This window comes from Pseudomonas gozinkensis (assembly GCF_014863585.1).
Classification (GTDB): domain Bacteria; phylum Pseudomonadota; class Gammaproteobacteria; order Pseudomonadales; family Pseudomonadaceae; genus Aquipseudomonas; species Aquipseudomonas gozinkensis.
This window is the reverse complement of the sequence record NZ_CP062253.1, coordinates 4,857,623-4,870,851: the sequence shown is the minus strand read 5'-3', so window position 1 is coordinate 4,870,851 and position 13,229 is coordinate 4,857,623. Positions and strand designations below refer to the sequence as shown.

The following is a 13,229-nucleotide window of genomic DNA, read 5'->3' as shown; positions in this document are numbered from 1 at the left end:
GGCAGGGATGTTTGCAGTGCCGACGTCATCGCTGGCAAGCCAGCTCCCACAGGGACAAGCGCTTTTCTCCAGGCGAAAAAAAACGCCCCGAACCAGTCGGGGCGTTTTCATGTGCGGCTGAGCGGGAGGGAATTACTTGCCTTCCCAGCGCTTCAGCACGAGGGTGGCGTTGGTGCCACCGAAGCCGAAGCTGTTGCTCATCACGGTGTTGATGGTGGCGTTCTCGCGGGTCTTGGTCAGCACCGGCAGATCGGCCACTTCAGGGTCCAGTTCGTCGATGTTGGCGGAACCGGCGATGAAGTTGCCTTCCATCATCAGCATGCAGTAGATCGCTTCGTGAACGCCGGCGGCGCCCAGGGAGTGACCCGACAGGCTCTTGGTGGAGCTGATGGCCGGGGCCTTGTCGCCGAACACTTCACGCACACCTTTCATTTCCGCGACGTCGCCGACCGGAGTCGAAGTGCCGTGGGTGTTCAGGTAGTCGATCGGGGTGTCGACGGTGGACAGCGCCTGCTGCATGCAGCGGATTGCGCCTTCGCCGCTTGGAGCCACCATGTCGTAGCCATCGGAAGTCGCGCCGTAGCCAACGATTTCCGCGTAGATCTTCGCGCCACGGGCCAGAGCGTGTTCCAGCTCCTCGACCACCACCATGCCGCCACCGCCAGCGATGACGAAACCGTCACGGTCGGCGTCGTAGGCACGGGAGGCTTGTTCAGGGGTGTCGTTACGCTTGCTGGACAGAGCGCCCATTGCGTCGAACAGGAACGACTGGCTCCAGTGCTCTTCTTCACCGCCACCGGCGAAAACGATGTCCTGCTTGCCCATCTGGATCTGTTCCATGGCGGTACCGATGCAGTGAGCACTGGTGGCGCAGGCAGAAGCGATGGAGTAGTTCAGGCCCTTGATCTTGAACGGCGTGGCCAGGCAAGCCGAAACGGTGCTGCTCATGGTCCGCGTTACGCGGTATGGGCCGACGCGCTTGACGCCTTTCTCGCGCAGGATGTCCAGCGCTTCCATCTGGTTCAGGGTCGATGCGCCGCCGGAACCTGCGATCAGGCCGGTACGCGGGTTGGACACCTGCTCTTCGGTCAGGCCGGAGTCGGTGATGGCGTCTTTCATGGCCAGGTAGGCGTAAGCCGCTGCGTGGCCGACGAAGCGATAGATCTTGCGATCGATCAGCTCTTCAAGGTTGAGGTCGATGGAGCCGGAAACCTGGCTACGCAGACCCATTTCGGCATATTCCGGGTTGAACCGGATGCCAGGGCGGCTTGCACGCAGGTTAGCGGAGACGGTCTCTTTGTCATTGCCCAGGCACGAAACGATGCCCAGACCAGTGATAACGACGCGGCGCATGCGAATAACCCTTAGAAGTTGTCAGTGGAGGTGAACACGCCGACGCGAAGGCCTTCGGCGGTGTAGATTTCGCGACCGTCGACAGTCACCGAACCGTCGGCAATGGCCAGGTTCAGCTTGCCCTTGAGGACGCGCTTGATATGAATGTTGTAGGTGACTTTCTTGGCGGTCGGCAGGACCTGGCCGAAGAATTTCACTTCGCCCGAACCCAGCGCACGGCCACGGCCCGGCAGGCCTTGCCAGCCCAGGAAGAAACCGACCAGTTGCCACATGGCGTCCAGACCCAGGCAGCCCGGCATCACCGGATCGCCTTCGAAGTGGCACGCGAAGAACCACAGGTCAGGGTTGATATCCAGCTCGGCGACCAATTCACCTTTGCCGTACTTGCCGCCTTCTTCGCTGATCAGGGTGATGCGATCCACCATCAGCATGTTCGGGGCGGGCAGTTGCGCGTTACCAGGGCCGAACAGCTCACCGCGACTGCAGCGCAGCAGGTCTTCCCGAGTAAAGGCGTTTTGTTTGGTCATGCGAGCTCCTCAATAATCCCATGCGGCAGGTGGGGCAAATCTTCCCGGCCGATCGACGCGTTCATGCCTCGTACCGGCAGCCTACTCATAGACTATTGCGTTGTGGTGAAAGTCACAGCACCAAGGACATGAATGTACACTTGTGCACTGAAATTTTTATTCAAGCCCCTTTTGAGGCCCGTTCGGGTGCCTAAGACTGCCGCACTTTCGCTTTTCACGCCAGTCACAGATGGTCGAAAGGGCCTCACTACTGCACCCAACGCTGCAGAATCTGCTGCAGATCATTGCGTTTGAATGGCTTGGCCAGGTAATCGTTCATGCCCGCCGACAGGCAGTTTTCGCGGTCGCCCTGCAACGCATTGGCGGTCAGGGCGATGATCGGAACATGGCCGCAGCCGGGCAGACGGCGGATCTGTCGGGTCGCCTCGTAACCGTCGATGAGCGGCAAGCGGCAATCCATCAGGATCGCTTCGAAACGACTGTCGCCGGCACTGCGCACCGCCTGCACGCCATCGGTGGCGACGCTGACGGTAAAGCCCAGGCTGCGCAACATCGCTTCGATCACCGTCTGATTGACCGGGTTGTCCTCGACCAGCAGCACATTGCGTCCTTCGCCGTGACCGTCGCCGATCAGCGTGCGCGGTGCCGCCAGCGCAGGCAGTGCCTGCTTATATAAAGCCAGTGGTATTTCCAGAGTGAATACCGATCCGCGACCTTCTTCGCTCTGGGCACGCAGGGTGCCGCCCATTCGTTCGGCGAGGGTGCGGGCAATCGGCAGGCCCAGACCGGTGCCGCCATATCGACGGGAAATCGAGCTGTCGGCCTGCTGGAACGCGTTGAACATCAGCTCCAGGCTCTCTGACGAAATGCCGATGCCACTGTCACGCACCGCGCAGGTGAACCACAACAATTCGTGATCCAGCGACTGCCACTGTGCCTCGATGCTGACGCGTCCCTGTTCGGTGAACTTCAAGGCGTTGCCGACCAGGTTGACCAGTATCTGCCGGATCCGTGTCGGGTCGCCCTGCACCTGCAAGTCGCGCATGTCTTCGGGGATCCGCAGTTGCAGGGCCAGCCCGCGTTGCGCGGCGCTGTGCTGGAACGACTGCGCGCAGGCGCCGATCAGGTCGGCGAGGTTGAACGGAATGTGCTCCAGTTCGAGCTCCGAACGCTCGATGCGCGAGAAATCCAGAATGTCGTTGATCACCTTGAGCAGATGCTCGGTGGACTCGGAAGCCAGCGCCGCGTACTCGACCTGCTCCTCGGTCATGTCAGTGGTTTCCAGCAATTGCAGCATGCCCAGCACGCCGTTCATCGGGGTGCGCAGTTCATGGCTCATCATCGCCAGGAAATCCGATTTGGCATTATTGGCTTTCTCCGCCTCTTCGCGGGTCTGGATCAGTTGCGCCATCGCCTGATGCTGTTCACGGCTGGCCTGTTCCAGCGCCTGGGCCAGGTTGTTGATGTGCTGGGACAGGGCGCCCAGTTCGGTGTCATCAACAATCGGCAGCGGGGTCTTGTAGTCGCCGTCCTGAATCGCCTTGACCGCATCACCGATGTCGCGAATCGGTTGCGACAGGCTGCCGGCCAGTCGCCGCGCCAGCACAAACGTGAAGAGCAGGGCGAACAACGCCAGGATCCCGGCCTTGAGCAAAATTTCCTGTTGGCGCTGACTGAAGGCGTCGTTGGACAGGCCGACGATCACCCGCCCCAGATAATCCTCGCTGGCCACGCCGGGGGTGCTCTTGCCGTCCTGAAAGAAATCGTTGTGCAAGGCGATGCGTTGCAGCCGCACCGGTGCCTGGAACACCTCGACCTGATGTGGACGATTGTGCGCATCCGCCGGTTGTTCGACGTAGGCCAGAATCCGGTTGGCGCTGTCCTGCACTTCCAGAAACCGCACGTTCGGCGTGGCCAGCGTGGCCTTGAGCAGGCTTTCCAGCACTTCGTTGTTGCCGGAAATCACTCCGTATTCGGTGGCCGGTGCGAGTTGGTTGGCGATCAATTGGCCGGTGTGGTTCAGCTCCTGACGCAGATCCTGAATGCGCACGAAGGTGAAAAAGCTGATCAGCAGCAAGGTCAACAACAGCGCAGGACCCAGGCTGATCAACTGGGTGCGGGTGTTGATGTCCCAACGGCGGAATATCATGGGCGGCGCTCTCCTTCGGCCAGCTCTGCGGCGACAGACGCTTCATTCATCGGTTCTATCCCTAAGGAACGAGCCACCTGCGCATTACTTGAGACTTTAAAACGCCCGGGGTAGAGCGTGCGCGGCCAGGTGGCCGGTGGTCGGTCGAGCAATTCGTCGAGGACTGCCAGCCAGTCGTTCTGATCGCTGTAGGTACTGGCCAGGCTACCGGCGCGGACGAAAGCGACATTCGGCCCGACCAGCGCAAGTTGCCGAGAGTAACTGCTGAGCAACAGGTTCTTCGCGGTTTTCGGGTTGTAGAGGTCAGGGTCGTCGAGGCCCAGCAGCACGTCGCTGTTTTTCAGCACAGCTTGCAAGGGGCGGCTGTCGTGGGTGTTGTCCCAGCGTTGCGGGACGATTTGCAAATTCAGTGACTGGGCGGCCGATTGCAGCTCCTTGAGCAGGAACTCACTGTGCTGATCGAACAGCACGCCGACTCGCCCGGCCTGGGGCAGAACCCGTCGGATCAGTTGCAACTGACGACTCAGCGGCGGATCGGCCCACAGCAGGCTCAAGCGGGGCGGTTGCGTGTCGCCGAAGCGTTGGCGGGCTTGCAGGCGGCTGATGCGCAGGACCAAAGTCGCCGGCCCCTGGCTTTCCTGCATGCGCCAGTCGAGACTCGGCAGATCCAGCAGAATCAGGCGCAGGCTCGACGGCAACTTGCCCGGCGCCGGCAGGCTGGCCAGCGGCTGGAAATGTACGCGGTCGGTGGGGCGCAGTTCGCTCAGGGCCTGGACGAAGGACTGCACGCCGGGACTTTCTTCGGCGCCGGTCAGCAGAATATCGGCCGCCTGCACCGCCACGCCATGCAGCCATGCTGTCAGGAACAGACAGAGCCCGGCCAGCCATTGGCCGAGCGTTGGCATCTTCCGTGACATGGCGTAACGCATCTAGAACTCCAGCTCGGCGCTGAAATACACCACGCGGCGTTCGTCGTAATTGTTGTCGACGAAAGTGGTTGGTTCATGGTCGAGGCGTTGTTGCAGCACACCGGCCAGTTGCAGTTGGGCCTTGCCCAGGGCGAGGCGTTTGGCGATCCGCGTGTCGACCCGCTCGAAGCGGTAACCGTTGAGCGCGTTGTCACCGTAATAGAAGAGGGCGCTGTTCCAGCCGTGGCCCCAATCGCGCAGCCAGCCCGCCGAGCCGCTGTTGCGCGCGGTGAATTGCTGATCCAGCGGATTGCTCGCCTCGGCGTCGACGAAGGCGTAGGTCAGGCGCAGGCGGTCGGCCGCACTCAGGCGCCAGTCCAGTTGCGTCTCGGTGCCGCGAAAGCGCGAATCGTTGGCGTTGCTGGCGATGTACTGATTGTTGCGCAGCGGCTCGCTGATCATCCCGGTGATTTCGTCGTAGAACAGCTTCACGTCCAGCGCCAGGCCCCATTCCGGGAAATAGCCGTTGTAGCCCAGTTCCCGCGAGCGCATGTGCTCCTGGTCAAGATCGCCGGGGCCCCGTGTCTTGACGAAGTAGCGGGCCGAAGACTGGCCATAGGCGGCGGGACGCAGGTTGGTCACCTGATAACTCCAGTTGACGTTGTTCTCGAACATGTCCGGCGAACGGATGGCTTCCGAGTACACCGCGCGCAGGCTGTGGCGCGGGTTGAACAGGTAGTTGACCGCAAACCGGGGCGTCAGCGAGCTGCCGATCAATTGCGTGTTTTCGAACATGGCGCCGCCCTGCAACAACCAGTGTTCGCTGGCGCGCCATTCCAGTTGGCCGAAGGCGCGCCAGGTGGTGTCGTCCAGCGTGCCGTTGAAATAAGTCTCGGAATCGGCCCGGTCGTAACGATAGTTCAGGCCGCTGACCAGACGCAGGCTATCGGACAGGCTGAGGGTATCCTGCAGTTCCAGGTCATAACGCGATTCCCGGGCACTCTGGTCGATGTCGCCGCACAGGGTCTGGCGCGCGCCGTTGCGCCACTGGTCCAGCACCTGATTGGCCAGGGTCATTTCCTGCGGTGTACCGGCGGGTGCACCGGGGCCGGTGAACAGGGTCATGTTGCGGGCCAGGCGCTCGGTGTAGTTCGGGTTGAGTTGCCACAGCTCGGTCAATTGCGGGCTGAACGACACTTCGGCGTCACACGCGCGCCAGGTCTGCTGACGATCCCAGTGTTGGGCCGAGCCTTGTACGTAAAGGCTGTGATCGGGATTGAGGTCCAGGTTCCAGCGCACCGAACCGGCGTAGTCCTTGGCTACTACGTCGGAATTGTTCCCGGCAGCGGTAATCCCGGAGAACACCGGTCGGTAGGTGTAAGGCCGTTGATTGGTCCCGTCCTTGGCGTTGACCTGCCAGTCGAGGCTTTGGTTGTCGCTCAGGGTCTGGCTGACGGCGAGGCTGAAGCGGTTCAACCGACGGTTGTCGCGGTAGTCGGCGCCGGTACGGTCAGTGTCGAAGCCGTCGTCTTCCTGGCCGGACAGCGACAGACGCAGGTCGCCGCCATTCCATCCGGTGCTCTGGCTGGCGTAGAAGTCGTTGATGCCGCGCTGGCCGCGCGTCAGCTTCAGCCGTGTGCCATGGCTGTCCGCCGGGTTGCGGGTGATGATGTTGACCACCGCCATCAGCGCGTTGGCGCCGTAGCTGACGGTGTTCGGGCCGCGAAAGACTTCGATGCGCTCGATGTCTTCCATGGCCACCGGGATATCGCTCCAGTCCACGGTCGCGAGCCCGGCGCGGTACACCGAGCGGCCGTCGATCAGCACCTGCATGCGTCGGGCTTCAGTGGCGTTGGTCCCGTGATAATTCACCACTGCCTGATTGCCGCTGATATTGCCGACCATCATCCCCGGCACCAGGCGCAGCAGTTCGCTGATGTCCCGGGCGCCGCTGGCGCTGATCAGTTCGCTGTCGAGTACGGTCATGCTGCCGGGGACTTCCGCCGGCGACTGTTTCAAACGCGTGGCGGTCAGGATCTGCGGCAAGGCCTCACTGTCGACAAACAGATCGTCCGCCAGCAGCATCGGGCTGAACAACAGCGCCAGCAGCAGGGACGAACGCGGGGAAGGGGGGCCAGAAAACACGACGCAGCCTTGATAGCAAAGAATTGGCGCGCATGTTAACCGAGGTCGACGACTTTTCCAGTCACGTTACAGGCATTTTCCTCGGTTTTATTGGTCTTCTTCCTACAAGTGCGGGTAATTGACGCCGGGGCTGTCCGAGAAGGGGACGCTCCGTATAATGCCGGCATCGCCACTGGTATGGATTAACGGATTACATATGACTGAACAGCGCCCGATTGCGGTCCTGGGAGGCGGAAGTTTCGGTACCGCCGTGGCCAATCTGTTGGCCGAGAACGGCCATCAAGTCCGGCAGTGGATGCGTGACCCCGAACAGGCCGAGGCCATCCGGGTCAATCGCGAGAACCCGCGTTACCTCAAAGGCATCAAGATTCTGCCGGGCGTGACCGCGGTCACCGACCTGCAGGAAACCCTCGACGCCTGCGATTTGTGTTTTGTGGCATTGCCGTCCAGCGCGCTGCGCACGGTACTGGCGGCGCACGCCGAACGCCTGAGCGGCAAGATGCTGGTCAGCCTGACCAAGGGCATCGAAGCCCAGACCTTCAAACTGATGAGCCAGATCCTGGAAGAGATCGCCCCGCAGGCGCGCATCGGCGTGCTGTCCGGGCCGAATCTGGCGCGGGAAATCGCCGAGCACGCGCTGACCGCGACCGTGGTTGCCAGCGAAGACGAAGAACTCTGCAAAGCAGTGCAGGCCGCATTGCATGGCCGGACTTTCCGCGTCTACGCCAGCGCCGACCGTTTTGGCGTGGAACTGGGCGGGGCGCTGAAAAACGTCTACGCGATCATCGCCGGCATGGCGGTGGCACTGGAGATGGGCGAGAACACCAAGAGCATGCTGATCACCCGAGCCCTGGCCGAGATGACCCGGTTTGCGGTGAATCAGGGCGCCAACCCGATGACCTTTCTCGGTCTGGCCGGGGTCGGCGACCTGATCGTCACCTGCTCGTCGCCGAAAAGCCGCAACTATCAGGTCGGTTTCGCCCTCGGCCAGGGCTTGAGCCTCGACGAAGCGGTGTCGCGCCTCGGTGAAGTGGCCGAAGGCGTCAACACCCTGAAAGTGCTCAAAGCCAAGGCCCAGGACGTGGGCGTGTACATGCCGCTGGTCGCCGGACTGCATGCAATCCTGTTCGAAGGGCGCACGCTTGAGCAGGTGATCGGTCTGCTGATGCGTGCCGAACCGAAAACCGACGTCGACTTTATTTCCACCAGTGGTTTCAACTGATTCAGCAGGGAGCAGGGCATGAACGATCCGAAAACCGAAGCCAAATATGAATCCATCCTCCTGCGGGTGTTGTGGATGGTTGTTTACATCCTGGTCTGGCAGGTGGCGCAGTTCATCATCGGCGCTGTGGTGCTGGTGCAGTTGATCTATCGTTTGATCTATGGCGCCCCGAGCGCCAGCCTGATGAATTTCGGCGACAGCCTGAGCCAGTTTCTGGCGCAGATCGGTCGTTTCGGCAGTTTCCACAGCGACCAGAAACCCTGGCCGTTCGCCGACTGGCCGACGCCGCGTACTCCGGAAGGTGAAGCGCCACACGTTGTCGCGCCGGCACCGCATCCGGCCCGGGATGAGGAACCCAAGCTATGAAACTCTGGGTATTGCGTCACGGTGAGGCCGAGCCCTACGGCTCGCGGCCCGACTCCGAGCGAGAACTGACCGCCCATGGTCGCAAGGAAGTGTTGAGCAGCGCGGCCCGCTTGATGGGTCAGCCGCTGACGGCGATCTACGCCAGCCCTTACCTGCGGGCGCAACAGACGGCGCAACTGGTGCGCGAAGCCCTCGGCTTCGAGCCGGAGATTCGTACAGTCGAGTGGCTGACCCCGGAAGTCGATCCGGATCGTGTCGCCGAGCAACTGGTGTCGGTGAGCAACGTGCTGTTGGTCAGCCATAACCCGCTGGTGGGCAATCTGCTCAGCTACCTGCAACACGGTGCGGGTTATCCGCCGGAAAAGGTCAGCACCGCCGGGCTGGCCGAGCTCGAACACAGCGAGTTGCTGATAGGCTCGATGACGCTCAACAGTCTTAAACATCCCTGAAATTTTTTGTACGAAATAGTCAACCAAGCACTTGCTTGGTTGACTACGCTTGCTCCAGACCAAAAAACAGGAGCGAGTCGAATGTCTTCCGCCTTCCGTTTGCCGCTGGACGTGTTTTACGAACGCGAGGCCCGGCACCCGCGTCAGCGTTTTCTGGTGCAGCCGATCGGTGGCGGGCAGGTCGAAACCCTGACCTGGGCCGACGTCGGCCATCAGGCCCGCTGCGCTGCGCACTGGTTGCGCTCCCGGGAATTGCCGCAAGGCAGCCACATCGCCCTGATCTCGAAAAACTGCGCGCACTGGATCATCGCCGATCTGGCGATCTGGATGGCCGGGCATGTCTCGGTGCCGCTCTATCCGAACCTCACCGCCGAATCGGTGAATCAGGTGCTGACCCACTCGGAGAGCGTACTGGCGTTCATCGGCAAGCTCGATGACTGGCCGGGTATGTCGCCAGGCGTGCCGGAGGGCCTGACCACCGTCAGCCTGCCGCTGCATCCACCGGGCACGTTCGATTTCAACTGGGATGACGTGCAGCGCAGCTCGCCGATCCAGGACGATCCGCGTCCCGCCGCCGAGCAACTGGCGACCATCATCTATACCTCCGGCACCACCGGCCTGCCCAAGGGCGTGATGCACAGTTTCGCCAATCTCGGGTTCGCTACAACGCGCGGTACGCAGCTGTTTGGTCTCAATGAGAACGACCGGCTGCTTTCGTATCTGCCGCTGTGTCATGTCGCTGAGCGGATGTTCGTCGAACTGGCGTCGATCTATACCGGGCAGACGGTGTTTTTCGCCGAGAGCCTCGATACCTTCCTCACCGATCTCAAGCGGGCGCGGCCCACGGCGATGTTCGGTGTGCCAAGGATCTGGACCAAGTTCCAGATGGGCGTCTACAGCAAGATCCCGGCGAAACGCCTGGATTTCCTGCTCGGCCTGCCCTTTATCGGCAAACGGATCGGCCACAAGGTGTTGGCGGGGTTGGGGCTGGATGCCTTGCGCGTGGCTTTGTCCGGTGCGGCGCCGGTGCCGCTGACCTTGTTGCGCTGGTACCAGAAACTCGGGCTCGACGTGCTGGAGGTCTACGGCATGACCGAAAGCTGCGGTTATTCGCACATCTGCCTGCCGGGGCAATACAAGGAAGGCTGGATCGGCCGGCCGTGTCCTGATGTTGAAGTGCGCATCGATGAGTCCGGCGAAGTGCAGGTGCGCAGTCAGGCGAACATGCTCGGCTATTTCAAGGAGCCGCAGAAAACCGCCGAAACCCTCACGGAAGATGGCTTCCTGCGCACCGGCGACAAGGGCGAGCAGGACGCCGAAGGACGTTTGCGCCTGACCGGGCGGCTCAAGGAAATTTTCAAGACCAGCAAGGGCAAGTACGTCGCCCCGGCGCCGATCGAAAATCGGCTGGCGGTGCACTCGCGGATCGAACAGGTCTGCGTGGTCGGCGATGGCCTGAGCGCGCCGCTGGGGTTGTGTGTGCTCTCGGCCATGGGCCGGGAAGAGGCCCGCGCGCCGCTGCATTCGAGCCTGGAAAAACTGCTGGAGGAGGTCAACGCCGTGCTCGACAAGCACGAGCGCCTGCGCCGGCTGGTGGTGGTCAAGGACAGCTGGGCGGTGGAGAACGGGTTTCTCACGCCGACCCTGAAAATCAAACGCAACATCATCGAAGACACCTACGGGGCACGTTTCGAAGAATGGAGCGAGCGCAGCGAGGCGGTGCTGTGGCAGGATTGAGCGTCGATCAAAACAACAAAGGAAGCCTGCGATGACCTTGTGGCGCACCACTCCGAACATCGAGCAGTTGAACGCAATCCAGAAAAACACCATCGGCGAAGTGCTGGACATCCGCTTCGAGTCCTTTGACGAGGAATCGCTGACGGCCAGCATGGTCATCGATCATCGCACCCATCAGCCTTACGGCCTGTTGCACGGCGGCGCATCGGTGGTGCTGGCCGAGACTGTCGGCTCGATGGCCAGTTACCTGTGCATCGACGCCAGCAAGTTCTATTGCGTGGGCCTGGAAATCAACGCCAACCATCTGCGCGGCCTGCGCAGCGGACGGGTGACGGCGGTGGCCAAACCGATTCACATCGGCCGCACCACCCACGTCTGGGACATCCGCCTCACCAGCGATGAAGGCAAGGCCAGTTGTGTGTCGCGCCTGACCATGGCGGTGGTGCCGCTGGGAGAACAACCGCCGGCGCGTTGATGGCGCAGGCGTCATAGCCCTGACCGGACTGTCATCATTCCTGGCAGTTACGGTCATTGCTGTGGGACGCGGTCTTACGGACAATCAACGCCTGTTTTCCGCTCATGGATTTGCCGGTATGTCGCAACCGATCTTCTTCGCCCACGCCAATGGTTTCCCTTCGGGCACCTACGGCAAACTGTTCGCGGCGCTGGCGCCCGAGTACCGGGTCGCGCATCTGGAACAACATGCCCATGACCCGCGTTTCCCGGCGGGTGACAACTGGTACCACCTGGTCGATGAACTCATCCATCATCTTCAACAGCAAGATGAACCGGTGTGGGGCGTTGGCCACTCCTTCGGCGGCATGCTGCATTTGCACGCCGCATTGCGTTGCCCTGAGTTGTATCGAGGGGTGGTGATGCTCGACTCGCCGGTGCTGACCCGCACCGATCAATGGGTGATCCGCGCTGCCAAGCGTTTTGGTTTCATCGACAAACTGACCCCGGCCGGCCGCACGCTGGGGCGGCGTGAAGAGTTTGCCGATCTGGACAGCGCCCGTGGTTATTTCGCCGGCAAAACCCTGTTCCGCAGCTTTGATCCGGAATGTTTCGATGCCTACCTGCAACACGGTCTGCACAAGGTCGGCGGCAAGTTGCGCCTGCGCTTCGATCCGGCGACCGAGATCAGCATCTATCGCGGCGTGCCGCACACCAGTCCTGCGCATACCCGGCAATTGAAAGTGCCGCTGGCGGTGGTGCGCGGGCACAAAAGCCGCGTGGTGATGAACCATCACACCCGTTTTGTCGGGCGCCTGCCTCAGGGCGAGTCGCTGACCGTGCCTGGCGGGCACATGTTTCCGCTTGAGCGCCCGCAGGACACTGCGCTGCTGCTGAAAAACCTGTTCAATCGCTGGCAGCACCGGCAAGACAAGGATTGCGCATGAACCCCGGCGTCGAAGAAGTGCGCCTGAGCCTGCCGCATATCGAACTGGCGGCGCACCTGTTCGGCCCGGAAGACGGGTTGCCGGTGATCGCCCTGCACGGCTGGCTGGACAACGCCAACAGCTTCGCGCGTCTGGCGCCGAAGCTCAAAGGCTTGCGCATCGTGGCGCTGGACATGGCCGGTCACGGGCATTCCGGGCACCGTCCGAACGGCGCCGGTTACGCACTGTGGGATTACGCCCATGACGTGCTGCAGGTCGCCGAGCAACTGGGCTGGAAACGTTTCGGCCTGCTCGGGCATTCCATGGGCGCCATTGTTTCGCTGGTGCTCGCGGGATCGTTGCCCGAACGCATCACCCATCTGGCGTTGATCGACGGGGTAATTCCTCCTACCGATAAAGGCGAAAATGCCGCCGAGCGTATGGGCATGGCCTTACAGGCGCAGCTCGATCTTCGGGAAAAGCGCAAACCGGTCTACAACACCCTCGACCGGGCGATCGAGGCGCGGATGAAAGGGCTGGTGGCGGTCAGTCGTGAAGCTGCGGAACTGCTGGCACAGCGTGGGTTGATGCCGGTGCCCGGTGGTTACACCTGGCGTACCGACAACCGCCTGACCTTGCCGTCGCCGCTGCGTCTGACCCAGGAACAGGCGATGGCGTTCGTGCAGCGTATTGCCTGCCCCGCGCAACTGGTGGTCGCCGCCGATGGCATGCTGGCCAAACATCCCGAGCTGCTGGAACGTCTACCCTTCGACCGGGAACAGCTGCCGGGCGGGCACCATCTGCACCTGAACGATGAGGCCGGGGCCGACCTTGTAGCAGACTGTTTCAATCGGTTCTTCGCCATTCCTTGACTTGCTCCCGGCAACTGTCGAGGCTGGGCAGGTTGAAATGGGAGACAACCAAGATGGATTTCTACACCGCTGCGACTTCGAACTGCCCTCAAGGCACCCAGGCCATGCCCCTGCGATGAGCC

The 13,229-nt window shown here is 61.9% G+C and carries 12 protein-coding genes; 7 read left to right on the top strand and 5 right to left on the bottom strand.

Annotated features, from left to right (window positions below):
* Positions 1–132 precede the first annotated feature (132 nt).
* From fabB to IHQ43_RS21595, 5 genes are all read right to left on the bottom strand, one after another.
* A complete protein-coding gene (gene fabB, locus IHQ43_RS21615; protein ID WP_015096439.1) occupies positions 133–1,353 on the bottom strand; it encodes a beta-ketoacyl-ACP synthase I in 1,221 nt (406 codons plus the stop codon).
* An 11-nt stretch (positions 1,354–1,364) separates the two neighbouring features.
* Entirely contained in the window at positions 1,365–1,880 is a 516-nt protein-coding gene (fabA, locus tag IHQ43_RS21610) for a 3-hydroxyacyl-[acyl-carrier-protein] dehydratase FabA (protein ID WP_003227150.1), read from the bottom strand.
* Between the two features lie 247 nt (positions 1,881–2,127).
* A complete protein-coding gene (locus tag IHQ43_RS21605; protein WP_192562047.1) occupies positions 2,128–4,029 on the bottom strand; it encodes an ATP-binding protein in 1,902 nt (633 codons plus the stop codon).
* Positions 4,026–4,958 carry an ABC transporter substrate-binding protein gene (locus IHQ43_RS21600; RefSeq protein ID WP_192562046.1) on the bottom strand — a complete coding sequence of 311 codons (933 nt, stop codon included), beginning with the start codon at positions 4,956–4,958 and terminating at the stop codon, positions 4,026–4,028. The genes IHQ43_RS21605 and IHQ43_RS21600 overlap by 4 nt, the downstream gene beginning before the upstream one ends.
* The gene (locus tag IHQ43_RS21595; RefSeq protein WP_425220311.1) at positions 4,959–7,022 is read right to left on the bottom strand and encodes a TonB-dependent receptor plug domain-containing protein; all 2,064 of its coding nucleotides are present in this window, start codon (positions 7,020–7,022) and stop codon (positions 4,959–4,961) included.
* A 256-nt stretch (positions 7,023–7,278) separates the two neighbouring features.
* Here IHQ43_RS21595 and IHQ43_RS21590 point away from each other — a divergent pair, with 256 nt between their 5' ends.
* From IHQ43_RS21590 to IHQ43_RS21560, 7 genes are all read left to right on the top strand, one after another.
* Positions 7,279–8,304, top strand: coding sequence for an NAD(P)H-dependent glycerol-3-phosphate dehydrogenase (locus IHQ43_RS21590; protein ID WP_192562044.1), 1,026 nt, complete (start codon positions 7,279–7,281; stop codon positions 8,302–8,304).
* 18 nt (positions 8,305–8,322) lie between these two features.
* Positions 8,323–8,670 carry a DUF4389 domain-containing protein gene (locus tag IHQ43_RS21585; protein ID WP_192562043.1) on the top strand — a complete coding sequence of 116 codons (348 nt, stop codon included), beginning with the start codon at positions 8,323–8,325 and terminating at the stop codon, positions 8,668–8,670.
* A complete protein-coding gene (gene sixA, locus IHQ43_RS21580; RefSeq protein WP_007957806.1) occupies positions 8,667–9,119 on the top strand; it encodes a phosphohistidine phosphatase SixA in 453 nt (150 codons plus the stop codon). Before IHQ43_RS21585 ends, sixA begins: the two co-directional genes overlap by 4 nt.
* Positions 9,120–9,200: 81 nt before the next feature.
* Positions 9,201–10,856, top strand: a complete 1,656-nt coding sequence (locus IHQ43_RS21575) for an AMP-binding protein (protein ID WP_192562042.1) — start codon at positions 9,201–9,203, stop codon at positions 10,854–10,856.
* Positions 10,857–10,887: 31 nt separating this feature from the next.
* The gene (locus IHQ43_RS21570) at positions 10,888–11,331 is read left to right on the top strand and encodes a hotdog fold thioesterase (RefSeq protein ID WP_007957810.1); all 444 of its coding nucleotides are present in this window, start codon (positions 10,888–10,890) and stop codon (positions 11,329–11,331) included.
* 118 nt (positions 11,332–11,449) lie between these two features.
* Positions 11,450–12,256: an alpha/beta fold hydrolase gene (locus IHQ43_RS21565; RefSeq protein ID WP_192562041.1), complete on the top strand. Its 807-nt coding sequence runs from the start codon at positions 11,450–11,452 to the stop codon at positions 12,254–12,256.
* Positions 12,253–13,107 carry an alpha/beta hydrolase gene (locus IHQ43_RS21560; RefSeq protein ID WP_085607373.1) on the top strand — a complete coding sequence of 285 codons (855 nt, stop codon included), beginning with the start codon at positions 12,253–12,255 and terminating at the stop codon, positions 13,105–13,107. Before IHQ43_RS21565 ends, IHQ43_RS21560 begins: the two co-directional genes overlap by 4 nt.
* Positions 13,108–13,229 lie beyond the last annotated feature (122 nt).